The organism is Arenibacter echinorum (genome assembly GCF_003259375.1).
In the GTDB taxonomy this organism is placed as follows: Bacteria; Bacteroidota; Bacteroidia; order Flavobacteriales; family Flavobacteriaceae; genus Arenibacter; species Arenibacter echinorum.
Genome location: NZ_QLLN01000003.1, coordinates 250,058 through 274,693 on the forward strand (window position 1 = coordinate 250,058; position 24,636 = coordinate 274,693).

Genomic DNA, 24,636 nt, shown 5'->3' on the forward strand with positions numbered 1-24,636 from the left:
TTGGAAATTTCAGATGTCCCTTATCTGGGACTATAAACGGGAATGTCCGTAAGAAAACTATATTGTTCCTTCTCGAAATCCATACAACAAAAAAAATGATCCATACCGTTGGTGACCATTAAATATTTGGCTTTGAGTAAAAGATTATAACGCGCAATTTGATCAAAAACCACCTGATCTATTTTAATTTCGGGCGATTTACATTCTACAAGAATTTCGATGCACCCATTTGGATTGAAGACGACCACATCGTATCTTTTTTTTAAATTATTAATAAGCAATTGCTTTTCTACGTTGATATGCGCTTTAGGATAATTTTTGTCCGAAATTAGATTATGCACTACGTGCTGTCTTACCCATTCTTCAGGTTGTAAAACCACAAATTTTTTGCGTATGACATCAAAAATATAGATTTTATTTTCCCTATTTTTGAATCGAAAGGGATAGGGCGGAAAGTTTAATGGTTGCATTGTGCAAAGTTGATGATTTTTTTTAGATGGATGAGGTAAAACAAATTGTAAGCAATATAAAAAATGGGAATATAGCACCAATATATTTTCTGACTGGTGAAGAACCTTACTATATTGATAAGATAGCGGAATATATAGAAAAGAATGTCCTGACGGAAGAAGAACGTGGATTTAATCAGGTTATACTTTACGGCAAGGAAATCACCATTGAGGACATCGTTGGCAATGCCAAGAGATACCCCATGATGGCGGAGCGCCAAGTGGTCATTGTAAAGGAGGCACAACATTTGTCCCGCAGCATAGAAAATCTGGTTTCCTATGCAGATCAACCCCAACCTTCCACAATTCTTGTATTATGCTATAAATACAATAAACTGGATAAACGTAAGAAGTTATATAAATCCATTAAAAAATCGGGGGTAATATTTGAAGGCAAAAAACTTTACGAAAATCAAGTAGGGGAATGGATTAAAAAATCCTTGCATTCAAGGGGCTACGGAATTACTTTCAAGGCGGCCAATCTTTTGGTAGAGTTCCTTGGTACCGATTTGGGCAAGATAGATAAAGAACTTGAGAAATTGTGTTTGGTTGTCCCAAAAGGTGTTGAAATTAATCCAGAAGCCATTGAATCCAATATTGGAATAAGTAAAGATTATAACAATTTTGAACTTAAAAAAGCAATAGGGGAGAGAGACGTTGAAAAAGCAACAAGAATTGTTAATTATTTTGCCCAGAATCCAAAAGACAATCCGTTTGTGCTAACAATAACCCTTTTGTACTCATTTTTTATACAGTTACTTTCTTATCACGGTTTAAAGGATCACTCGCCAAAAAGTGTTTCCTCCGCTCTTGGTATAAGGCCGTTTTTTGTTTCTGAAATTCAGACGGCGGCAAGAAATTATCCCATGAGGCGTGTTAGTGAAATTATTTCCAGCTTAAGAGAATTGGATGTTAAGGGCAAAGGTGTTGGTTCCAACATTTCGCAGGCGGACTTGCTAAAAGAATTATTGATAAAAATATTCTAGCCTCATTAGGGCGCCAAAGGCCAAAGAGCAAGAAAAATATTCCAACCTAGGACATATGAAATGCTTGGTTATAGCCATTATACCATAGATCCGAGGGACTTAAAGGCCTTGGGCATTAACAGACTTTTTGCAGTGAGATTTACTTCTTATCCAAACTATATTTTCCAGGGCCCAACATAAGTATTGAGATAAAGGCAACCAAAAATAAAACGGCCTTTTCTTTTACAGGGAACGGATCTGCCCCATGAACGATAAATGTGGCAACCAACATGGTTATAATAGTAGGAACTGTGGCCCAACGTGTTTTAAAACCAATAATAATTAAAATTGGAAAAATAAATTCCCCTATAACCGCAAGAAATAGGGAAGGGGCAGCACCAATACCAATGGGATCACCAAATTCAAAATTACCACTAATAAGTTTTTGAAATTTAGGTAGTCCGTGGGTTATCATTAAAATAGCGGAAGAAATCCGTAGAAATAGTAGGCCTAGATCTTTCATTGGGGGAATAGTTTATTAAAATTATAGATTTAAAGCTGTTAAAAGTAGCTATTAGTTATTTAAAAACAAAAGGAATTATGATGGTCAATTTTTTGGAAACTTTAGAAATACTGCAACGATTATCTTAATTTAGGAAAATCCGTAGGATTGGATTCGTGCATTATAGCATACACCTTTTCAAATATATCCTCGGAGTTAGGCTTGGAGAAGTAATCTCCATCTGTGGCATATGCAGGCCTATGTGCCTTTGCGGTAAGGGTCTGGGGAGCACTGTCTAAATATTTATATGCACCTTGTTTCTCAATAATTTCATGCGTAAGATAGGCGGAGCAGCCTCCTGGTACATCTTCATCTATAACCAACAACCTATTTGTTTTTTTAATGCTTTTAAGTACGTCATGACGTAAATCGAACGGCAATAAGCTCTGGGCATCCACAACTTCGGCATCAATACCCACTTCCCTAAGTTCTTCAGCGGCTTGCATCACTATTCTTAGGGTAGAACCATAGGACAGTAAAGTAATATCCCTTCCAGCTCTAACTACTTCAACAATTCCGATGGGTGTACATATATCCCCAAGATTATTTGGTTTGGGCTCTTTTAGGCGATACCCGTTTAAACTCTCTATCAACAAGGCCGGCTCGTTTCCTTTCATAAGAGTATTGTAAAAACCAGCTGCCTTGGTCATATTCCTTGGCACTAGAATGTACATGCCGCGCAATAAGTGGATCAATCCACCCATTTGCGAACCCGAATGCCATATTCCTTCCAGTCGGTGCCCACGGGTCCTTACAATCAATGGAGCCCTTTGTTTCCCAACGGTCCTATAAAGTAGTGTTGCCAAATCATCGGTCAATGTAAAAAGCGCATAAAATATATAATCCAAATATTGAATTTCCGCAATGGGCCGTAAACCTCTCATGGCCATTCCAATACCTTGCCCAATTATACTGGCTTCCCTAATCCCAACATCGGCAACCCGGAGTTCCCCATATTTCTTTTGCAATCCTTCCAATCCCTGATTAACATCTCCTATAGCTCCACTATCTTCCCCAAAAATTAATGCTTGGGAATATCTTTCAAAAAGGGAATCAAAATTGTCCCTAAGAATAATTCTTCCGTCAACTAGCTCGGGATCCATATCATAGGTAGGGATCACCTCAGGAACACTCAACGCATTGTTGCTTTGTTCGTTGTACAAAAAGGAACTGAACTTGGTTTGGGATTCTTCCAAAAAATTATTGGTCCAAGCCGCCAGAAGATCTTTTTCCTTGCTGCTTTCGCCCAACAAATAGCGCATCGCCTTTCTGGCCTTGGAAGCCATATCCTTTTTTATAGGTTCTTCAATGGCTATTAAATCATTTTTTAATTTGGTGATAAAAATTTTGTTCATACTGGAATTAGCAGCATTTTCCAATAAGTTCACCAATATTTTTTTCTGTTCCTTATGGGGTGTTAAAAATTCTTCCCAAGCCTCTTTACGAGCGCTCCGGACTTGTCTTTTAATATTCTTTTCAAGCGTTTTCAACTCTTCTTCGGTGGAAATTTTGTTTTCCAGTATCCATTCCCTGTATCGCTTATTACAATCATTTTCTTTTTCCCATTGCAATCGTTCCTCACTCTTATATCGCTCATGGGAGCCCGAGGTAGAATGTCCCTGCGGTTGCGTTAGTTCTGTAATATGAATTATTACAGGAACATGTTCGTCCCTGGCAATATCAGAGGCATTTTCATAAGCGTGGATCAAGGCCGTATAATCCCAACCCTTCACTTTTAAGATCTCATAGCCAGCATTGTCTTTATCCCGTTGAAAACCCACTAAAATTTTTGATATATCCTCCTTGGTGGTCTGGTGTTTCGCATGAACGGAAATGCCATAGTTGTCATCCCAAATACTAATTACCATTGGTACTTGTAATACCCCGGCAGCATTTATGGTTTCAAAAAAAACACCTTCACTCGTGCTGGCATTACCAATGGTCCCCCAAGCAACTTCATTGCCATTATCCGAAAATTTGGCACTGTTTTTAACCTTTACGTTCCTGTATATTTTAGATGCCTGGGCCAAACCTAGCAATCTCGGCATTTGTCCGGCAGTACAAGAAATATCGGCGCTACTATTTTTTTGTTTGGTGAGGTCTCTCCAACTTCCATCTTCATTTAGACTAAAGGTGGTAAAGTGACCTCCCATTTGCCTTCCGGCACTCATGGTTTCCTTAGTTATATCGGTCGTGGCATATAGACCATGGAAGAATTCCTTTGGGGAAAGCAGTCCCAAAGCCATCATAAAAGTTTGATCCCTGTAATAGCCACTTCTAAAATCCCCATCTCTAAAAGATCTGGCCATGGCCAATTGTGGAAGCTCCTTACCATCCCCGAAAATTCCGAATTTAGCTTTTCCGGTCAGAACTTCCCTTCTGCCCAATAGGCTACACTCCCTGCTCGTAACTGCAATTTCATAGTCTTTCAATATTTGTAATTGAAAATCGTCAAATGAAATATCGTTGCTTGCTTCGGAATCTATATTCATTACGCTATTGATGGTTTATCGCAAAAATATCAAATCAATATGGTTTTTGCAACCTATACAAGGGGATAATAATTTATAATTCTTTAAAGAAAATTGAAGTGTATTTTTAAATATTGAGAATATCGTAAAAATAGATTCGATAATTGAGAATATATCAATAATTTAGAACCATTTCCTAGTAAATAACCCGGTTAAAGTCCTTGGACTAAAGGTTATAACAAATCTTATTTTTTGATCGTACTGCGGTTGCGAAATCTCCCAACCGTTGTTCGAGTACAATGGTAAATAAAGTTCAAAATAATCTGTCAACAAATTTAAGCGTATACCGGAGTCGTAAACAAAACGTTCTTTTAACCCTTTATTTTTTATAAAACCCATATCACCGTAAAGTTCTATCCACCGCCAGATATTTACACTAGTATTGATCGTTGCCATCCAGTCATTGGCAAAGGGGTTTTCCAGTTTGGATTTAAAACCGCCCTCTGCAACTATAATCTGTTGACTATAGATCCCGGATCCTTCAGATCTACCCAAATAGTCATAATCGAACAGATAGTCTGTGGGCCTATCAAGGGCAAAACTAAAAAATTCTGTACTTCCTGCCGTTTCATTTCTAAGGAATTTACCGGCGAAAAAACGCAAATTAAACTGTCTATTGTTCTCAAATAGTTTTCGGTATTCCAATTCGTAAGCAAGCTTGGTAAATTTATCTGAATACTGTGCATCTACTGACCAGGATAGATAATTGATGATGTTATTGGTGGTATTATAATATTTTGCGTTGAACACATTATAATCCGGATCTGTTTCCAATCCCAAACTCTGTAAATTTGGATCAATGTCCCTAAATACACTAATTGACCTAAAAATCAAGGCCTCCCTTTTATTAAGTAAAAGATTACTAGGCCTCCATCCAAAACCTATAGAAGGACTCAACGTACTGTAGCGGGAGTTTTCCTGAAAATGCGAAGTAGATCCCCTCAAGGAATAGTTGGTTACGTATAAACCGCTTTTACCGTGGTATTTGCGGAAATTAAATTTACCGTAGCCAACAAAAGTCTTTTCATTAGGAGCATAGGAAGGGGCCAGATCAAAAACGAACGGCCTTTCCAATAAGGTTTTGTTATGTAATCTCATGCCGGGAGAGAGTCCGTCATATTTATTGAATCCCAATACTGGAACATAAAAAACCTGATTGTAGTAGGGATCCTCCGCATCCTTGAAAAACTGAAATTTCAGTTTTTTGTTGCTTGAAAAGAAGCCGTTCAATGATTTCCAATTATCCCTTTGGTTGAACTCCGGAATGGTTTGATCATAATTTAAAACCAAACGATCTTCCCCGTTCTTTGGAATTCTAAAGGCCTGTTGATCGGTAATATCCGTAAACCAATAATTAGAAACTACGGTGTCATTTTTTATCCCAAAAAGTGAAATAGGTACATTGGTACCTTCTTTATTTTTTAATATGACCACCAATGAATCCTCCATTTTTCGGACCTTCTTTATTTTAAAATCGATTTTTTGGGTAGTGGACACATATTCATCAAAAAACCAATTGATATCCTTGTCGGAGTTTTCTACGACAATAAATTTAAAATCTGCCGCTGTGGATGGCTTTAATCTATAATTTATGTAAAATTCTTTCACACTGCGGTCTACGTGTTCTTTTCCCGTATAATCCGCCAAATACGCCAAACCTAAACCTGCCTTGTACCTGTTAGCTATTTTTTGATTGAATTTTACAAGAGAATCGTTGGGGGTAGTAAGGGACTGATCAATATTTCTTCTGGCCGACAGCATATGAAGCAGAGGATATTGTTCATTAAAATTCATTTTGGCCAAATGAAAATTCCGCACACCCCAAATACTGGATAATTTGCCCAATAGTTTTTGATCCGGATAGAAGTCCTCCACAAAACCGATCATCAGATAGTTTAAAATGGCATCGGTAACCCATTTTTCGTTTCTTGGATCCAGAAACATCGTTTCTTTTATAAAGCTATTGAGAGCTGTTTTTAGAAACTTCATTTCAAATTGAAACTGTTCCTCATAGGGTCTAATAAAACTAGGAAGTTGGTTTATTCCATATAAGGGATCCTTATCATAATCCAATTCGGAGACCAATAATTGTTTATGTGGAAAATCACCCAAATTTTCATAGATATACTTTGATACCCGGTTGATCGATATTCCGGAAGCTATTTCATCATACTTTGGGGACCGCAGGTCGGTCAATATAGTTAGCTCCGGGGTTACATGCTTTACAAACTGTTTGGTGGGCCTAATAATTATTTCTCCACTTTTTTGATCAATTCCTTGAAAATAAATATGTTGAATATTGCCTTCTTGGTTTTTGCCCAATTCATGAAAATTGGAGACCGCAAATAAATTTTCGGGAATAATAAGTTCTATGGACGTATTGGCCATATCCGTATAAAGGTCTTCCAAATTCTTGTTGGAATATAAATGCCATTCCCCATCATAAACTGCAGGGGTTAGGTACCAGTCCTTTAAATAATAACCACCCCTATTATCATATCCGTAAGTCGTGAATTTATCCGATGGTAATTTTACCCTATAGGTAATAAATATTTTAGTTGATTCATTTGGAGGTAAGGGATGGTTCAGATTAATTTTAATAACGTCCCTTCCAGGGGCATACTCCCAATCCAAACCTTGGTAATTATCATCAACGGTACTTGTGATTTTAGTATTTCCCCTTTCATCCTCCTTGGCAAGATGCAAGCCTTTTTTAAATTCTTCGGAAAATCTTTTGGCCAAGGCCGTGTTCTTATTGGCATATGCATTGGCCCAATCATTAAAGTAAATAAACTCCAAGGTATCCTTGGAATTGTTTTCATAAATAATTTCCTGTTGTATATTGAACGTTTTACTTTCTACATCCAAGGTAGCCGTAAGTTTATTGGAATGTTGGGCTATGGAAAGACCATTGACACAAAAGATTATCAACAATAAAATGGGTTTCCGTATGTGTTCCAACTTCTTCAAGAATCTTGTATTTAGAAATTAGGGCTTAAAATATTTCCTTTGTAAAAGGAATCTATTATGTCCACCACTTCATTTTCCGTGTCCACTATTTGTATCAAATCCAGATCATGGGGACTAATGTTCCCCATTTTCAGCATTACATCCTTTATCCAATCCAACAGTCCATTCCAAAATTCCGAGCCCACCAGAATAATGGGAAATTTCTCTATTTTGTTGGTCTGTATTAGTGTAATTGCTTCGAAAAGTTCATCCAACGTACCAAAACCGCCCGGCAAAACCACAAAACCCTGGGAATATTTTACAAACATAACCTTACGGACAAAGAAATAATCAAAATCTAAACTTTTATCCCCATCTATATAAGGATTGTCATGTTGCTCAAAGGGCAAATCAATATTTAAGCCAACAGAGGTACCGCCTGCCAAATGGGCCCCTCTATTCCCGGCCTCCATTATACCTGGACCACCGCCGGTAATAATTCCATAACCAGCTTCTGCAATACTCTTGGCCACACTTACCGCCAATTCATAATATTTTTCCCCTGGTTTTATACGTGCGGACCCAAAGACGGAAACGCATGGACCGATGGAACTCATTTTTTCAAATCCGTTCACAAACTCGCCCATAATCTTGAATAGGGCCCAAGAATCGTTTGTCTTTATCTCATTCCATCCTTTGTGATGCTGTTCTTTTCTCATGTTAGAATATTATCCATTATCAATTTAGACTACCGTTTTCATAAGGTTATAATGTTGTTTTGAAGAAAATAGTATCTTTTATTGACAGTTAATTTCACAAACCTAATTCTTTTCTTAAAAATTTTGAGGTGTAACTTTTTTTATCGAGAGCTACTTCCTCCGGTGTTCCTTCCGCAACTACCATACCACCATTGCGCCCCCCTTCGTAACCAATATCTATGATATGGTCCACCATTTTTATGACGTCCATATTGTGTTCAATTACGAGAACTGTATTTCCCTTGTTTACAAGCTTATTAAGCACGTGCATCAATACTCTGATATCTTCAAAGTGTAGGCCGGTGGTTGGTTCGTCCAAAATATAAAAGGTATTTCCAGTATCCCTTTTGGACAGTTCAGTAGCCAACTTTATACGCTGCGCTTCTCCACCGGATAGGGTGGTAGATTGCTGGCCCAAGGAAATATATCCCAACCCAACATCCTGTATAGTTTTTAATTTGCGATATATCTTGGGAATATTCTCAAAAAAATCCACAGACTCGTTTATGGTCATTTCCAGTACATCGGCAATAGATTTGCCCTTATATCTTATCTCCAAGGTTTCCCTGTTAAAACGTTTCCCATTACAGGTCTCACATTCAACATATACATCTGGAAGGAAATTCATTTCAATTACCCTAAGACCTCCTCCTTGACAAGTTTCACAACGCCCTCCAGTAACATTAAAACTAAAACGACCGGGCTTGTAACCCCTAATGGAGGCTTCCTGTGTTTTGGCAAAAAGCGACCTAATTTCACTAAAGACTCCGGTGTAGGTGGCAGGATTGGACCTTGGTGTTCTTCCAATAGGAGACTGGTTAATATCTATGACCTTGTCTATGTGTTCCAAGCCCTTAATTTTCTTGTAGGGCATAGGGACCTTTACTCCATTAAAGTAATAAGCATTTAAAATAGGGTATAAGGTTTCGTTGATCAAGGTAGATTTTCCACTTCCCGAAACACCGGTTACCCCGATCATTTTACCCAGAGGGAAACGTACTGAGACATTTTTAAGATTATTTCCCGAACAGCCCGATAATTCCAAGCTTTTTCCATTTCCTTCCCTGCGTTTTTTTGGAATTTCTATTTTTAATTTTCCAGAAATATAGTCGGCCGTTAGGGTATTATGGTTTTTTAGATCACCAGGTTTTCCTTCCGAAATTATTTCCCCTCCATGCTTTCCAGCTTTTGGTCCAATATCTATAACATGATCTGCACGCTCTATCATATCGCGGTCATGCTCTACCACAATTACTGAATTACCGAGGTCTCTGAGAGATTCCAAAGACTTTATCAATCGTTCGTTATCCCTTTGATGCAAACCAATACTGGGTTCATCCAGAATATATAGAACACCTACCAATTGAGACCCAATTTGGGTTGCCAATCTAATACGCTGCGCTTCCCCTCCTGAAAGGGATTTACTACTTCTATTTAAGGAGAGGTAATCCAAGCCTACATCCAATAGAAATTGGACCCTTGTTTTTATCTCTTTTATAATTTCCTCGGCAATTTTTAATTGGTTGCCTTCCAATTTTTTTTCAAGACCGTTAAAGAAATCCGCCAATTCCGCAATATCCAAATTGGATAGATCGGCAATATTGTTGTTGTCTATTTTAAAATTTAGGGACTCTTGTTTTAGCCTAGTACCTCCACAGGTGGGACATTTAATTTTGTCCATATATTCCTTGGCCCAGCGTTTAATGGACGTGGAGTTGGCCTCATTAAATTGACTTTTGATAAAATTGGAAATGCCTTCATAATCTATTTTATAGAGGCGCTTTACTCCCAAAGTTTTTGAATCTACCTCGAAACTTTCCTTGCCACCATAGAGCAATACTCCAATGGCTTCCTCAGGAATTTTGGCAATTGGGGTGGTAAGTTCAAAATTATATCGCTGCGCTATAGTTTCTATCTGTTTAAAGGCCCAGGAATTTTTATATTCGCCCAAGGGCGCAATTCCACCTCCTTTTATGGACAGATTTTTATTCGGGAATATTTTGTTTTCATTTACCTCATAAATATGTCCAAGACCATTACAATCTGGACACATGCCCTTTGGGGAATTAAAAGAAAAGGTATTAGGTTCGGGGGAAGGGTATGAAATTCCAGTGGTAGGGCACATTAAATCCCTACTAAAATACCGGGGTACATCCTTACCTTCTTCCAAAATCATCAGTACATTTTCACCGCTGTACATGGCCGTATTAATTGTTTCCGAAATACGTTTGTCCAATTCGGTACTCTCCTCAATTTTGAGTCGGTCTATAACAATCTCAATATCATGGGTCTTATAACGGTCCACTTTCATGCCCTTTACAATATCCTTGATTTCCCCATCTACCCTTACCTTAACAAAACCTTGTTTTGCAATCTGTTCAAAAAGTTCCCTATAATGACCTTTTCTTGATTTGATAATAGGAGCCAGGATATTTATTTTCTTGCCTTTATAGGAAGATATGATCAATTCCTTTATCTGCTCATCATCATAACTAACCATCTTCTCCCCAGTATTGTAACTGTAGGCATCTCCGGCCCTGGCAAATAAAAGTCTAAGAAAATCGTATATCTCGGTAATGGTGCCTACAGTGGACCTGGGAGATTTTGAAGTAGTCTTTTGCTCAATGGCAATTACTGGCGATAGGCCATCTATTTTGTCCACATCCGGGCGCTCCAAGCCACCCAGAAACTGTCGGGCATAGGCCGAAAAAGTCTCAATATACCGCCTTTGACCTTCAGCATAAATGGTGTCAAAGGCCAAGGATGATTTGCCGCTTCCGGAAAGTCCGGTAATAACAACCAGCTTTTCACGGGGTATGGTAACGTCTATATTCTTAAGGTTGTGCACACGAGCGCCTTTAACCTCAATATTCTCTTCGTAATTAATCATTTTCATAGCAATGTGCGAAGTTACGACTTTGACTCCTAAAAATGAAGTAGGTGCTATTTAGTTTTTTGTAGATTAAAAGCTTAGCTATAAATTAGCGTTCTTAACTTTAAAATATTTTTAAATGCAGCTTTTAGGAATAGGTTCCAGGATTAATCACAGCGAATACGGAAAAGGGGTAGTTACCAATGTAACCTCTAAACATTATTGGGTTACCTTTATGGACAATGGTTTGGAAACCATAGAATTGGATTCTAATTTTGAAGTTATAGAAGCAGTGGAGGACGAAGTGGATACCATAAGTTTTTCCGAAGTGGAACAATCGTTGATTTCTATTTTAAAGCGCTGGAGCGATGCCAGTTCCGTTACCCCAATTGCCGATAAATGGAAGGGTGGGAGCCTAGTTTTAAAACCTGGCGATGCCAACTTATCCGAAAAAGAAATTCCAATGGATACCTTTTTTCACAAAATAGTCATGGTCAGGGATCGAATTAGGGTAATGGAGCAGAAAATAAACAGTAGCAATAATTTGGATGACCAGGAAAAGGTTGACCTACAACAGTATATAACCCGAATTTACGGCAGCCTAACCACCTTTAACGTGCTCTTTAAAAATCAGAGCGATAATTTTGTGGGGGAAAAAACCAAGTAAGCCAACCTAGGAATCAATACTGTAATTTGTTTACCTTGAATTGAAGGAACTTAGGAATGTACCTAAAACTAGGGCTAGGATAGAGGTAGTCATTTAAAACACTGTGGTAAATAAACGCGTGTATTAACTATACTACCGCCTTTTCATCCATATCGGCCATCTCAGGTTTTCTGGAATAGCGTGAATGTGAGTGCAATTTATTATTTATCAGTTGTTTTATGTTGGTATGGGAAAGGTCTCCGGTGCAATCATAAACCGATAATTCCAAGGAAATAATTTCGACAGTATAGAGGTTGTAATAAATGGCATACTTTCTTTTTTGATCGTACACCATGAATTCCTGACCATGAAATTTTGACCTGAAGTATTTGGAAATAAGTGGTAGCACATCAAACCCAGGGGAAACATTGGAAAAGTAAACCAGATCTTGTGATAATTCAAAATTTGCTATGGCTTCTATTCTATGTTTTTCCCGGGCCACCATTCTGGAGTGTTGCTGAATTTTTAAAACAATTTCGGACATTCCCTCTATAGGATTATCATTGGGATTGGCGTACATGGAACGGATGTACTGGTACAAAAGAAATTCAATGCCTTTGGTTTCGCTTAAAAAAGCAAAGTAAATGGACTTAATGGCTGAATTACTTTTGTTCTGTATACTGTTCCAAACCCGTCTTGCCTTACCCATCTGGGTAAATACGGTTATTGCCTCAGAAAACAGACCTTTTTGAAGCTCCTTATTTTTTTGGATGTTCGCGACTGGGATTTTCTCTTCAAAAATTTTGAAAACCGTAGTTAAAAAACCATTGAAACTGCCATCGTAAATTAAAACCTTTGGATTTTCCATAATTAATCGAATAAACTGAGTTGAACACTTAATTCCTTTTTTAAACGTCTTCTTTCCGTTTTTACCATATGACCTTTAGCTGAACCATTCCCTTTCTTAACATTAACTGAAACAAAGTGATTGTCCTCCATCCCGGAAAAGGCTAGACTACTTAATGTTTGATGTAAATCGTCCAAAGTCATAATTTTGTATTTGTAATTATTCCAAATATATGGACTATTTCCTAATTATGGAAATAATCCAATATTTTTTTTGGATATATTCCAAAATCCGTATATTTGGAACTATTAGATATGGTCTTATAACTAAATAAGGGGTATGTCTATGTCAACTAAATGAATTTAAAACCTGTACTATGAACGAGGAAATGGAAATTGTGACAAAGCGTTTTACCGATCTACGCCGGGAATTGGGGTATACCCAATCTGACTTTGCCAACTTGCTCGGAATTTCAAATACTACTGCCGACATAGAAAGGGGACGCACCAAATTATCGGGAAAAGTAGTGGCGGAACTGTTGAAACAATTTAAAATTAATCCTCTTTGGCTATTTGGTGAAAGTACCCAAAAGTATCTGGCAGTTACAAACATCAGTGTTATTCCAAAGGTGGTTACGGTAAATTCATCCGAAAACGAGAATATGGTATTGGTAAATGCCAAAGCCGCTGCTGGATACCCTCAAAATATTCAGGACACCAGTTGGTACAAACAGCTGCCTGCCTTTGATATTCCCTTGCCAGAATTCAGAAATGCCACTTATAGGGGTTTCCAAATTGAAGGCGACAGTATGTTGCCGAATCTAAAGCCGGGAGAATGGGTATTGGCCAGAGCCGTTGAAGGACTAAAAGATATTAGTCCCAATAAGATTTACGTGGTGGTATTACAGGACGCCGTGTTGGTGAAAAAAATTGAAAAATCTCCTGATCCAGCCGTAATTTCCTTAATATCATTAAATGAAAATTATCCTCCATACAGCGTTAATACGGAAGACCTACAAGAGCTTTGGCAAGTTAGCAGTAAAATAACCTTTGGTGTAGATGCCACCTCCGAAAAGGGATTGTTGAGACAATTGCAGGAATCTATGGATGAGCTTAAAAATCAATTAAAAAAAGTCAATAATTGATTTAGCACATTACGTAGACTAAAATTGCCATATCCGGTAAATTATTTTAATGCAGTTTATTTGCTGTAATATAAAATTATTGAAACCATATATCTCTGTCTTCTACTATCAAGTACAGCGCTTTTAACATTCATCAATTTTTAGTTTAAATAGGATTAATACCTACTAATTGTAGGGTTTCCCTTATAGGCTATTTAATCGATGAAATACACAATTATTCCGACGAAATACAAGAATATCTTCAATTTCCAGCTTTCACAACAAGATCGAGGTGTTACACAACAAAATTCCAAAATTCACATTTCTACAACATATTTTTGAACTGATAAAGAGTCCCAAATCTTATCATTACATATATAAAAAGGCTGTGCAAATTAATTGTATCGCCTTTTTTATTTTAAATCTTACTATAGGTACAACAAAATGTAGGCTAAAATAATGGTTAACTTGCCCACAAATCACTTAATTTGATCGGTGCAGTTATCAGCCAATTAATGTTGATGGTAATTAGGGATATGCGGGGTACAACATTAACCCTGCTTTGGCGTTTGTAGTATTGAGTGCCAAAAGCTAAAGGTTTAAAAATTATTAAAAAGACCAAGAAGTAATTAGAATATTAAGACAACAATTGAACAATGGTGAAGTCTTTTAATAAAATGTTTGTTTCATTAATGATTTGTTCATTGTGCTTTTGGTATTCGCCTGCCCAAGACCCTTCTACCAAACCCGATTATTTTCAGGAATTTCAAAATAGGAAAGGAGCACAGGAAAGATTTGATTATTTCTTTGGTGTCCCCAATCGCTATTTAGAGGATTCGGCCTATGACTGGCAAGCTGCGGTAAACGTCTATCACAACAATGCACAAAAAGTAAAGGATTCAACAAGCATCACCAAATATGAGCTTATGCAATCCCAACTTTATTATGATATTGGGGACTTTAGCAAAAGTGTGGCCATTGCAAACCAATTGTACAAGAAAATTGATAATTTGGATATGCAATCCAAAAAGATCCTTTTAGACCTGATAGACAACAACTATGCGAAATTGGGGCTATACGATCGGCAATTTGAAATAAGAAATGAGAAAAAGAATTTAGGCCTAACGGACAAGGTTATTTTTTATGATATCTATTCCAACCTTGGACTTCATAGAAAGGCAATGGACGACTATATCAAGGACAAGCTGAAAACCATAAGGGAGGACGACTATTTTGGCCAGGCAGAATATCAGAGCAATGTTGGGAGCTACCTACTATTGGATATGTCCATACCCACTGCATTGACATATTATAAAAAAGCCAAAGGATTTATCGATGTCTATCTAAATGATATAAGCCGGAAGAAAACAGAGCAAGAAATTAGCAAAGGCAATTTATTGAAAGCCATTATAGAAGGAAACATTGGTAAATGCCATGCGCTGCTCAAGGAATATGATATTGCCATTCCATATTTGGAAAATTCCATTAGTTTGATCAACGAGTACAATAAGGGTAAGTTCTCCTCTGATAAGGTAGAAAACACCTTGGAATTGGCAGATTGCTATTTGCAGAAAGAAGATTATGAGAAGGCCAAGGAATATCTGTTGAGTGGGCAAGATCCAGTGAAAATAGAAAATGTTCTTAGAAGGAATAGATTATTGGCGGCCTATTATGACCGTATAGGTGATTATAAAAATTCGGTCGACTATTTAAAAAGAAACGTACGTATTAGGGATTCTTTGAACAGAAATGAATCCTCTATGAAAAAGCAGCAGTTGGCTGCTGTGGCCGGACAAGAGATAGAGTACTCCAAAAAAATGATGGAGCAGCAGAAAAAGGATTTGGAACAATCCAGAAGCGATTTACAGGCCAAAGAGGAAAGAATAAACATTGTATTTATCTCGTTGATCTTTACACTTTTGGGATTTGCAGGCCTGGTTTTTGCCTATTTGAAAAGTATTAAGAACCAGCGACTCATTGCTGATCAGAAGCGCATAATAGAAGCTTCACTGGTGGAGAAGGATTCACTTTTAAAAGAAATTCACCATAGGGTAAAAAACAACCTTCAAATGGTTTCCAGTTTACTAAGCCTTCAGACAAAAAACACCCGTAGTAAAGCGGCTATCGAAGCATTGGAAGAGGGCAAGAGCAGGGTAAAGGCTATGGCACTTATCCATCAAAAATTATATCAGAACGATGATCTCTCCGTGATAGAAATGCAGGGGTATATAGAAAGTCTTATAAACAGTGTACAATCGGTCTACAAAAAAGGTGGCCATAATATAAATATTACCATTGATGCCGAAGGCGTTGAGTTGGATATTGATAGGGCAATTCCCTTTGGTCTTATTTTAAACGAATTGGTATCCAATTCTTTTAAATATGCCTTCCCTGACGATGACGAAAATGGAAAGATTTATATCCATTTGAGAAAAAATGGGGGACAAGGTTATTTTGAGTACACGGATAATGGTATAGGACTGCCAGAAGATACGGATGACAGGGCCAATTCCTCCATGGGAATCAGGTTAATGAATCGTTTGGTAAATCAGCTTCAATCTACTTTAAATATCGATAAAACATCGGAAGGAGTTCGTTTTTGGTTCAATTTTAAATAAATTTGAACAAAAACAGTTCAACTTATGCAAATTACTTCTTTAGGCCATTCCTCTTTATTAATTGAAACAGGTGGAAAAAGGTTACTGGTAGATCCGTATATTTCAGGAAATGATAAAGTCGATGGGAAAATCGACATTAAAGATCTAAAGCCCGATTACATCCTGGTTACCCACGCCCATCAAGACCATACTTTGGATGTTGAGGAAATTGAAAAAATGAGCAAAGCCATAGTGGTAAGCAATTTTGAGATAACCACTTACTATGAAAACAAGGGCTTAAAGGCTCACCCTATGAACCACGGTGGGAGTTGGAAGTTCGATTTTGGTACCCTGAAATATGTAAATGCCATTCACACCTCTTCCTTTGCAGATGGGACCTATGGAGGCCAGCCAGGGGGATTTATTCTATCTTCAGAAGGAAAACATATTTATATTGCCGGTGACACTGCCTTGACTATGGATATGAAACTTATTCCGATGTCCTTTCAATTGGATCTAGCAGTATTGCCCATTGGTGATAATTTTACGATGGGCGTCGATGATGCCATTTTAGCGTCCAATTTTGTGGAATGCCCTAAGATATTGGGTTATCATTATGATACTTTCGGGTATATTGTAATTGACCATAAAGAATCTGTTCAAAAATTTTCCAAGCATGGTAAAGAGCTAATTCTGTTGGAAATAGGAGGGTCTTTAATAGTTTAGTTATCTCACTTTACTTCGCAGTACTAGCCTGTGGAGTAGTTTGGGAAAAAATCTTTTCATATAAATACCCATTACTTCTTTCCGGCCAATGTAAACTTCGAATTTCTCTTTTTCTATGGCGTTGACCATTTTCTTGGCAAAAACATGAGGAGATAGTCCATTTTTAGTAGCCACATCATTGTCGACCTGGGGACTGCCATCTGCGGTAAGGGCATTTATGGCTACATAGGTATTTACAAACCCTGGACATACCATGGTTACCTTTATGTTGTCCTCTTCATGTTCCATGCGCAGAACATCAAAAAAACCATGTAGTGCGTGCTTGGCCCCGCAATATCCAGAGCGATAGGGAGAGCCAAATTTTCCCATTAGGCTGGTTACGGTAACAAAATGGCCTTTTTTTTGGGAAACAAAATAAGGAAGGATTGCTTTGGTAAGGGCAATGGTACCAAAGTAATTTACGTCCATTAATTTCTGATAGACTTGCAAATCGGTTTCCATAATTAAAGAGCGCTGGCTTATACCAGCATTATTTATCAATAGGTGTATTGACCCATAAAAAGATAAGGCTTCAGTTACTTTTTCAGACATTTTATCCCTATCCATCAAATCCAATGGGAGCAGGGAGATAAGATCACTATTTGTGCATCGGGCCTTTACTTGTTGCAGATCTATTAAATTTCTGGAAGATATTATCAGTTTATAGTCTTTGCGATTAAGTTCATAGGTCAGTGCTTCACCTATTCCAGATGAAGCCCCTGTTATCCAAACTACCTTTTCAACTTTTGTTTTCATTTTTTTCATAATTGGAAAAAAAGATAGTTAAATTTGATTTTATATTTCATGAAAGCGACCTACAAAAAATACATTTTAGAATTTAAACGTCCCAGCGGTACTTCCAGGGGAATAATGACCCACAAAGAAACCTTCTTTATTATTTTAGAACAGGATAAAAAATTTGGAATTGGAGAATGCGGTATTTTAAGGGGATTAAGTGTTGATGATGTGCCTGATTATGGGGAAAAGCTAAAATGGACCTGTGATAATATCGGTTTGGGTAAAGACCAATTATGGGAAGCTTTGATACATTATCCCAGTATTCAATTCGGAGTGGAACAAGCCCATTTATCCCTTAACTCCGAGGATCCTTTTTTACCTTTTCCTTCAGATTTCACGCAAAACAATAGCCCCATAGCTATCAATGGATTGATCTGGATGGGAGATGAACATTATATGCACCAACAGATCCAGCAAAAGCTGGTGGAAGGTTTCAAATGCATTAAATTAAAAATTGGAGCCATCGATTTTGAGAAGGAAATAGCACTTTTAAAATCCATTCGAAACAAATACAGTGAAAAAGAAATTGAACTAAGGGTCGATGCCAATGGCGCATTCCTTCCTTCCGAGGCCATGCATAAACTGGAACGCCTTTCCGCGTTTGACCTACACTCCTTAGAACAACCTATCAAGGCAGGGAACGCCTATGAAATGAAGGAATTATGTTCAAATTCTCCTATTCCTATAGCCTTGGATGAAGAATTAATAGGGATTACGGATGTAACGGAAAAGGAGAAACTTCTACAAACTATAGGGCCACAATATATAATCCTGAAACCCAGTTTGGTTGGAGGGTTTAGAGGAAGTATGGAATGGATCAAAATTGCGGAGAAATTAAATATAAAATGGTGGGTTACCAGTGCGCTGGAAAGCAATATTGGCCTCAATGCCATAGCCCAATGGACCTATACCTTGGATAACCCTTTGCCCCAGGGATTGGGTACCGGTGGATTATACACCAATAATTTTGAATGTCCGCTAAGAGTGAAAAATGGTACAATATCCTATGAAAAAACCGGGAATTGGGATAATAATTTAATTGAGAATATATGTATATAGAACAGGGATATAAAGGGAATCATGAATCGTGGCGATACCTTGTAGGGATTTTGATCATATTTATTGGCTGGCAACTTTTGGGTTCCATTCCACTTCTTGGGGTTATAATTGTTAAGTCGCTTGGTGGGGAAACTTTTCCTTCAGATGTTGCTGGAATGTCCAAAATGGTCGGAAGCAATTTATTTCTTTTCTTAATGCTTATTTCTTTTGTTTTTGGTCTTTTGGCAACATTTCTTACCGTTAAATTTGTCCATAGACAAAGTATTGTATCACTGACCACCAGCAGAAAGAAAATAGATTGGCAAAGAGTTTTCTTTGCTTTTGGACTTTGGGGTTTTATAACCATTTTAATTACAGGTTTGGATATATACCTAACCCCAGAGGATTATGTTTTCAATTTTAATTTAATGCCCTTTGTAATATTGTGCCTTATTTCGGTATTCTTAATCCCGCTGCAAACCAGTTTCGAAGAATATTTTATGCGGGGATATCTGATGCAGGGAATTGGCTTAATGTCGGGCAAAAGATGGGTTCCTTTAGTAATAACCTCTATGATTTTTGGGTTGTTGCACCTTTTTAATCCTGAGGTTGAAAAATTGGGATATGGAATAATGGTCTATTATATCGGCACCGGATTTTTTCTTGGGATATTGACATTAATGGATGAAGGCTTGGAATTGGCCATTGGTTTTCATGCAGCCAATAATTTATTGACCGCCCTTATGGTGACAGCCGACTGGACCGCCTTTCAGACCGAATCCCTTTATAGGGATATATCGGAACCAGAATTGGGCTGGGATGTTTTTGTCCCGGTTTTGGTAATTTATCCCATTCTCCTGTACCTATTTTCCAAAAAATACGGCTGGACAAATTGGAAGGACCGACTTACGGGTGATGTTCAAAACTTAGAAACAGTACAAATAAAAGAAGAAAGTGAGTCCAAGCTATAAAAATATCCACCCTAAATTCAAATTCAACGAAATCCATTACGATTTTGGAGATTTAAAGGAACTTGCTTATAGCCTTGTAAAGGAAGGGCAGGAGTATGAAAAGTCCATTGGCAATTTTCTGATGGATTGGCTGGATGATTCAGATTCCCTTAAAGTCCATACGTCCGGATCCACAGGTGTCCCCAAAACAATTACCTTGAAAAAGGAACATATGATCAATTCCGCATTGGCCACAGGTGCATTCTTTAAAATGGGACCTGGAACAAAAGCCCTTCAATGTTTGTCTGCAAACCATATAGCCGGTAGAATGATGTTGGTCAGAGCCGTGGTACTTGGATGGGAAATAGACACGGTGGAACCTACTTCCAATCCTTTACAATTCACTTCCAAACATTACGACTTTGTTGCCATGGTTCCTATGCAGGTGCAGGGCTCCTTATCAAATTTATACCAAATATGCACCTTAATAATTGGGGGAGCACCCATTTCCCCTGAATTAAAATCAGATCTGAACAAGGTAGAAACGCGTATTTTTGAAACCTATGGAATGACCGAGACCATTACGCATATTGCCGTGAAGGAGCTTACCAAAGGTGCTGTCAACAACAATTTCAAAGCACTCCCAGAGGTTGTTTTTACGAATGATGAAAGGGATTGTCTAGTGATCGAAGCACCTAAAGTTTCGGACGGTATTATAACAACGAATGATGTGGTAAATCTTATTTCTACCTCAGAGTTCCAGTGGTTGGGCAGGTATGATAATGTTATTAATTCCGGAGGAGTAAAAATAATTCCGGAACTATTGGAAAATAAATTGTCATCTTTGATCAAATCCAGATTTTTTGTAGCGGGCATCCCTGATGCATATTTAGGCCAAAAGTTGATATTGGTAGTAGAAGGTAAGGTAGATGTGAATCAATTATTCCATGATATCAAATCCCTTAGCTCAATTTCCAAATTTAAAATTCCCAAAGCAATATTTAGTGTAGACCATTTCGTGGAGACAGTTAGTGGAAAGGTAAATAGAAACGAAACTTTAGGAATTATAAAATAGAGAGGTTCAGGGGTTTATCTTAAATTAATTCCCTAAATTCAAGAATTGAATATTACTTTCAAATTCTAAAGTGTACCTAATGGCCCGGATTTTTGTCAGTATAACATTTCTCTTTGTTTTCATTTTAGGGACCTCACAGGAAACTAAGATTACCATCAGTGGCAAGGTCACTTATATGGGCCGGGCTTTACCCAATGCCAATGTGCACATTAAAGGTACTACCGTAGGAACAAAAACGGATGCCAAAGGAAAATATAGTATAGAAGTGTTTCCTGGAAATATATTGGCTTTTACCTATTTGGGAATGCAAACCATTGAAGTAGCTGTTGATGACATGCACAATATAATGGACATACAGCTATCGGAACATGTAGAAGAATTGAATGAAGTAATTGTAAAAAAACGAAAACGTAAAAGTCAAAAAGAACTTCTGGCTGATTATCCCACCAATACCAACCTAATCAAGTCCTCATGGGGAATTATGGACAAGGATCGGACATCATATTCGATGAGGGTCATTGATGGTAAAAATTTAATGTCTTCGGGGATTGATTTTCTAGATGCGCTACTTGCATGGGTTCCTAATATTCTAATTGACAGGGTAACTAACCCCTTGGATCCACGTGTTTATTTGCCACAATATGGAAGTACAAAAGGCACTGTCCTTTTTGATGTGGATGGATTTGTGCATGAAAAAGCCCCTACATTTATTGCAGTTCAAGAAATTGAACGTGTTGCGGTACTTACCAGAAATGGCGCATTTGCCAGATATGGTCCTAGAGGGGCTGGAGGCGTCATTATTATTAATACCAAGGAGCAGACCCGTTTAGATGACTTAGGGGTAAAAAGAATCTACAACAATTCAGGATTAAGGGATAGTATTAATGATCAGTTAGCCATAAAGCAGGCGTATGTTCCAGAAATTCCTGAGTATATTAAAGAATATTCTTTGGCCGATACGAAAGAAAAGGCTGATCAAATATTTGAAAATCAAAAAACAAGGTTTAGCAACTCTCCCTATTATTTACTTGACCTTTCCCAATATTTTAAGGACACCTGGGGAGACAACAAAAAATCTCAAACACTTCTGGATAACATGGCTCACCAATTCGCCCATGAGGCCACTGCTCTAAAGGCATTGGCCTATAGGTATGAAAAACTGGGTTCACTGGAAAGTGCCTTACAGCAATACTTGGCGATTCTGAAATTGAAACCAAGGGATGCCCAATCTCACAGGGATTTGGCAAATGCCTATGATGAAATAGGGAATTACCAAAAGGCTATACATATTTATTCCCGTTATGAGCTTGCCGTTAACGATCTAGACTCTGTTCCATTTGACAAATATGGTACGGACGAGCTTATGACTACGGAACGGATGAATATTATTAAACTCAACGCAGGGAAGTTTTTTTTGGAAAGTGGGTCCTTTCAAGAAATTACTGCAAATCCAGAGAGCAGGGTATTATTTGAATGGAATAATAGTGCAGCCGAATTTGAATTGCAATTTGTAGATCCTGAAAAGTATTATGACAGTTGGGAATATACTGTTGCAACTAAGGAATCCGAATTGTCCGCCGCAATTTCAAAAGGCTACTCCAGTAAACAATTCTTTTTGGACGACGACCTAAAAGGTGAATGGGTGGTTAATATTTCTTACTTCGGAAATGGTTCACAAGACCCAACCTACCTGAAAGTAACCACATTTTTTGATTACGGCACCGTGGAGCAAAGGCAGTCTATTAGTGTTTTTAAACTCGCCGGGATTAAGGAAGATTCTTATTTGTGTAGAATCAATACGGATTCAAAATTATTTATTGAATAAACTTCGCTCCTTGGCAGGGCTACAAATGCAACGAGTATTACATCTACACAATGATACATTACCAAATTATCCCATATCCAAATTTTCAAATAAAAACATTGGTACATTAATGAATTGCTTCATTAGTACCTTGCTTCATTTCCAAATTTTCAAATTTTTAAACCTGTACCACCCCCATGTTAAAAGGCTTTTCAATAGGGGCATGGTTGGCTGCCTCGATCCCCATCGAAATCCATTTGCGAGTGTCCAAAGGATCTATTACCGCATCCGTCCATAAACGAGAGGCGGCATAATAGGGCGATATTTGGTTGTCATATCGCTCTTTTATTTTATTAAAAAGTTCGTTTTCCTGCGCCTCTGTTATTTTCTCGCCTTTCTTCTTTAAGGAAGCTGTTTCTATCTGAAGTAACACTTTGGCTGCCGAATTACCACTCATTACCGCCAATTCGGCACTGGGCCAGGCCACAATTAATCTTGGATCGTACGCCTTTCCGCACATGGCATAATTGCCCGCTCCGTAACTATTACCAACAATAACAGTGAATTTAGGCACTACGGAATTACTCACTGCATTAACCATTTTTGCACCGTCCTTAATTATACCTCCATGTTCACTTTTGCTCCCAACCATAAATCCGGTGACGTCCTGTAAAAAAACCAATGGAATTTTTTTCTGGTTGCAGTTAGCAATAAAACGTGTGGCCTTATCAGCAGAATCGGAATAGATGACCCCTCCAAACTGCATTTCCCCATTTTTGTTCTTTACCACTTTGCGTTGGTTGGCAACGATACCCACTGCCCATCCATCTATGCGGGCATATCCAGTAAGTATAGTTTTTCCATAACCTTCCTTGTATTGTTCAAAATCGGAATTATCTACCAGGCGATTTATAATTTCTAACATATCGTATTGTTCGGCCCTTGATTTTGGAATTAAACCATAGATATCATCTTCTTTTTCCTTGGGTTTTGCTGCTGGGCTTCTGTTGTATCCAGCCTTATCATAGTCGCCTATTTTACCCATGATGTTCTTAATGGTATCCAAGGCGTCTTTATCGTCCTTTGCCTTGTAATCCGTTACTCCACTAATTTCACAATGGGTGGTGGCACCTCCCAAGGTTTCATTGTCGATTACTTCCCCAATCGCGGCTTTTACCAAATAACTTCCGGCCAAAAAAATACTCCCAGTTTTATCCACTATCAAGGCCTCATCGCTCATAATGGGAAGATAGGCCCCGCCTGCAACGCAGCTGCCCATAACAGCTGAAATTTGGGTAATTCCCATACTGCTCATTACAGCATTGTTTCTGAAAATTCTACCAAAGTGTTCCTTGTCCGGAAATATTTCGTCCTGCATGGGAAGGTATACCCCGGCGCTATCGACCAAATAAATAATGGGCAAGCGATTTTCAATAGAAATTTCTTGTGCCCTTAAGTTCTTTTTTGCTGTGATAGGAAACCATGCTCCTGCTTTTACCGTGGCATCATTGGCAACAACAATGCATTGTTTGCCCTTTACATAGCCTATTTTTACTACAACCCCTCCTGAAGGACATCCACCATGGGTCTCGTACATACCATCACCCACGAAGGCCCCGATTTCTATCGCTTCCTTTCCTGAATCCAAAAGATAATCAATGCGCTCCCTGGCACTTAATTTACCTTGGGCATGCTGTTTTTCCAAACGACTTTTTCCACCTCCGAGTTTTACCTTGGCCAGTTTATGTTTTAATGCTGATAGTAGTAATTTATTGTGGTCTTCGTTTTTGTTGAAGTTGATATCCATGTTGAGATGCCTTTCTTTTGCGCAATAAAGATAAGGAGTT

19 protein-coding genes are annotated in these 24,636 nt (G+C 38.0%); 9 read left to right on the forward strand and 10 right to left on the reverse strand.

Going from position 1 to position 24,636, the window contains the following annotated elements; translation table 11 throughout:
* Positions 1 to 20: 20 nt before the first annotated feature.
* Positions 21 to 470, reverse strand: coding sequence for a type I restriction enzyme HsdR N-terminal domain-containing protein (locus LV92_RS08280; protein ID WP_111623187.1), 450 nt, complete (start codon positions 468 to 470; stop codon positions 21 to 23).
* A gap of 26 nt (positions 471 to 496) precedes the next feature.
* Between LV92_RS08280 and holA the strand changes: the two genes are divergently transcribed.
* Positions 497 to 1,495: a DNA polymerase III subunit delta gene (gene holA / locus LV92_RS08285; protein ID WP_111623188.1), complete on the forward strand. Its 999-nt coding sequence runs from the start codon at positions 497 to 499 to the stop codon at positions 1,493 to 1,495.
* Between the two features lie 139 nt (positions 1,496 to 1,634).
* Here holA and LV92_RS08290 read toward each other — a convergent pair whose 3' ends face one another.
* The 5 genes from LV92_RS08290 to uvrA all read right to left on the reverse strand — a co-directional run bounded on the left by LV92_RS08290 (position 1,635) and on the right by uvrA (position 11,164).
* Complete coding sequence (locus tag LV92_RS08290) at positions 1,635 to 1,997, reverse strand: DoxX family protein (protein WP_111623189.1); 363 nt, start codon at positions 1,995 to 1,997, stop codon at positions 1,635 to 1,637.
* 119 nt (positions 1,998 to 2,116) lie between these two features.
* A complete protein-coding gene (locus tag LV92_RS08295; RefSeq protein WP_111623190.1) occupies positions 2,117 to 4,528 on the reverse strand; it encodes an alpha-ketoacid dehydrogenase subunit alpha/beta in 2,412 nt (803 codons plus the stop codon).
* Between the two features lie 162 nt (positions 4,529 to 4,690).
* On the reverse strand, positions 4,691 to 7,537 hold the full coding sequence (locus LV92_RS08300) for a gluzincin family metallopeptidase (protein ID WP_245946303.1): 2,847 nt from the start codon (positions 7,535 to 7,537) through the stop codon (positions 4,691 to 4,693).
* An 11-nt stretch (positions 7,538 to 7,548) separates the two neighbouring features.
* Entirely contained in the window at positions 7,549 to 8,235 is a 687-nt protein-coding gene (locus LV92_RS08305; protein WP_111623191.1) for an LOG family protein, read from the reverse strand.
* Positions 8,236 to 8,329: 94 nt separating this feature from the next.
* Positions 8,330 to 11,164: an excinuclease ABC subunit UvrA gene (gene uvrA / locus LV92_RS08310; protein WP_111623599.1), complete on the reverse strand. Its 2,835-nt coding sequence runs from the start codon at positions 11,162 to 11,164 to the stop codon at positions 8,330 to 8,332.
* Positions 11,165 to 11,285: 121 nt separating this feature from the next.
* Here uvrA and LV92_RS08315 point away from each other — a divergent pair, with 121 nt between their 5' ends.
* On the forward strand, positions 11,286 to 11,813 hold the full coding sequence (locus tag LV92_RS08315; RefSeq protein ID WP_111623192.1) for a hypothetical protein: 528 nt from the start codon (positions 11,286 to 11,288) through the stop codon (positions 11,811 to 11,813).
* A gap of 127 nt (positions 11,814 to 11,940) precedes the next feature.
* Here LV92_RS08315 and LV92_RS08320 read toward each other — a convergent pair whose 3' ends face one another.
* Together LV92_RS08320 and LV92_RS08325 are read right to left on the reverse strand one after the other, a co-directional pair.
* Positions 11,941 to 12,660 (reverse strand): TIGR03915 family putative DNA repair protein, encoded by a 720-nt coding sequence (locus tag LV92_RS08320; RefSeq protein WP_111623193.1) that lies wholly within the window; start codon positions 12,658 to 12,660, stop codon positions 11,941 to 11,943.
* 2 nt (positions 12,661 to 12,662) lie between these two features.
* The gene (locus LV92_RS08325; protein ID WP_111623194.1) at positions 12,663 to 12,842 is read right to left on the reverse strand and encodes a hypothetical protein; all 180 of its coding nucleotides are present in this window, start codon (positions 12,840 to 12,842) and stop codon (positions 12,663 to 12,665) included.
* Positions 12,843 to 13,015: 173 nt separating this feature from the next.
* Between LV92_RS08325 and LV92_RS08330 the strand changes: the two genes are divergently transcribed.
* The 3 genes from LV92_RS08330 (at position 13,016) to LV92_RS08340 (ending at position 17,085) form a co-directional block, all read left to right on the forward strand.
* On the forward strand, positions 13,016 to 13,783 hold the full coding sequence (locus tag LV92_RS08330; protein WP_245946304.1) for an XRE family transcriptional regulator: 768 nt from the start codon (positions 13,016 to 13,018) through the stop codon (positions 13,781 to 13,783).
* A gap of 671 nt (positions 13,784 to 14,454) precedes the next feature.
* Positions 14,455 to 16,380 (forward strand): sensor histidine kinase, encoded by a 1,926-nt coding sequence (locus LV92_RS08335; RefSeq protein ID WP_245946305.1) that lies wholly within the window; start codon positions 14,455 to 14,457, stop codon positions 16,378 to 16,380.
* 24 nt (positions 16,381 to 16,404) lie between these two features.
* Positions 16,405 to 17,085 carry a metal-dependent hydrolase gene (locus LV92_RS08340; protein ID WP_111623196.1) on the forward strand — a complete coding sequence of 227 codons (681 nt, stop codon included), beginning with the start codon at positions 16,405 to 16,407 and terminating at the stop codon, positions 17,083 to 17,085.
* On the opposite strand, the gene LV92_RS08345 is transcribed toward LV92_RS08340, so the two are convergent.
* The gene (locus tag LV92_RS08345; protein ID WP_111623601.1) at positions 17,086 to 17,880 is read right to left on the reverse strand and encodes an SDR family oxidoreductase; all 795 of its coding nucleotides are present in this window, start codon (positions 17,878 to 17,880) and stop codon (positions 17,086 to 17,088) included.
* A gap of 48 nt (positions 17,881 to 17,928) precedes the next feature.
* On the opposite strand from LV92_RS08345, the gene LV92_RS08350 reads away from it, so the two are divergent.
* From LV92_RS08350 to LV92_RS08365, 4 genes are all read left to right on the forward strand, one after another.
* Positions 17,929 to 18,981 carry an o-succinylbenzoate synthase gene (locus tag LV92_RS08350; protein ID WP_111623197.1) on the forward strand — a complete coding sequence of 351 codons (1,053 nt, stop codon included), beginning with the start codon at positions 17,929 to 17,931 and terminating at the stop codon, positions 18,979 to 18,981.
* A complete protein-coding gene (locus LV92_RS08355) occupies positions 18,972 to 19,931 on the forward strand; it encodes a CPBP family intramembrane glutamic endopeptidase (RefSeq protein ID WP_111623198.1) in 960 nt (319 codons plus the stop codon). Before LV92_RS08350 ends, LV92_RS08355 begins: the two co-directional genes overlap by 10 nt.
* Positions 19,915 to 20,985 (forward strand): AMP-binding protein, encoded by a 1,071-nt coding sequence (locus LV92_RS08360; RefSeq protein WP_111623199.1) that lies wholly within the window; start codon positions 19,915 to 19,917, stop codon positions 20,983 to 20,985. The genes LV92_RS08355 and LV92_RS08360 overlap by 17 nt, the downstream gene beginning before the upstream one ends.
* 79 nt (positions 20,986 to 21,064) lie before the next feature.
* Positions 21,065 to 22,810, forward strand: a complete 1,746-nt coding sequence (locus LV92_RS08365; RefSeq protein WP_111623200.1) for a carboxypeptidase-like regulatory domain-containing protein — start codon at positions 21,065 to 21,067, stop codon at positions 22,808 to 22,810.
* A 157-nt stretch (positions 22,811 to 22,967) separates the two neighbouring features.
* Here LV92_RS08365 and LV92_RS08370 read toward each other — a convergent pair whose 3' ends face one another.
* Entirely contained in the window at positions 22,968 to 24,596 is a 1,629-nt protein-coding gene (locus LV92_RS08370) for an acyl-CoA carboxylase subunit beta (RefSeq protein WP_111623201.1), read from the reverse strand.
* Positions 24,597 to 24,636: the final 40 nt, after the last annotated feature.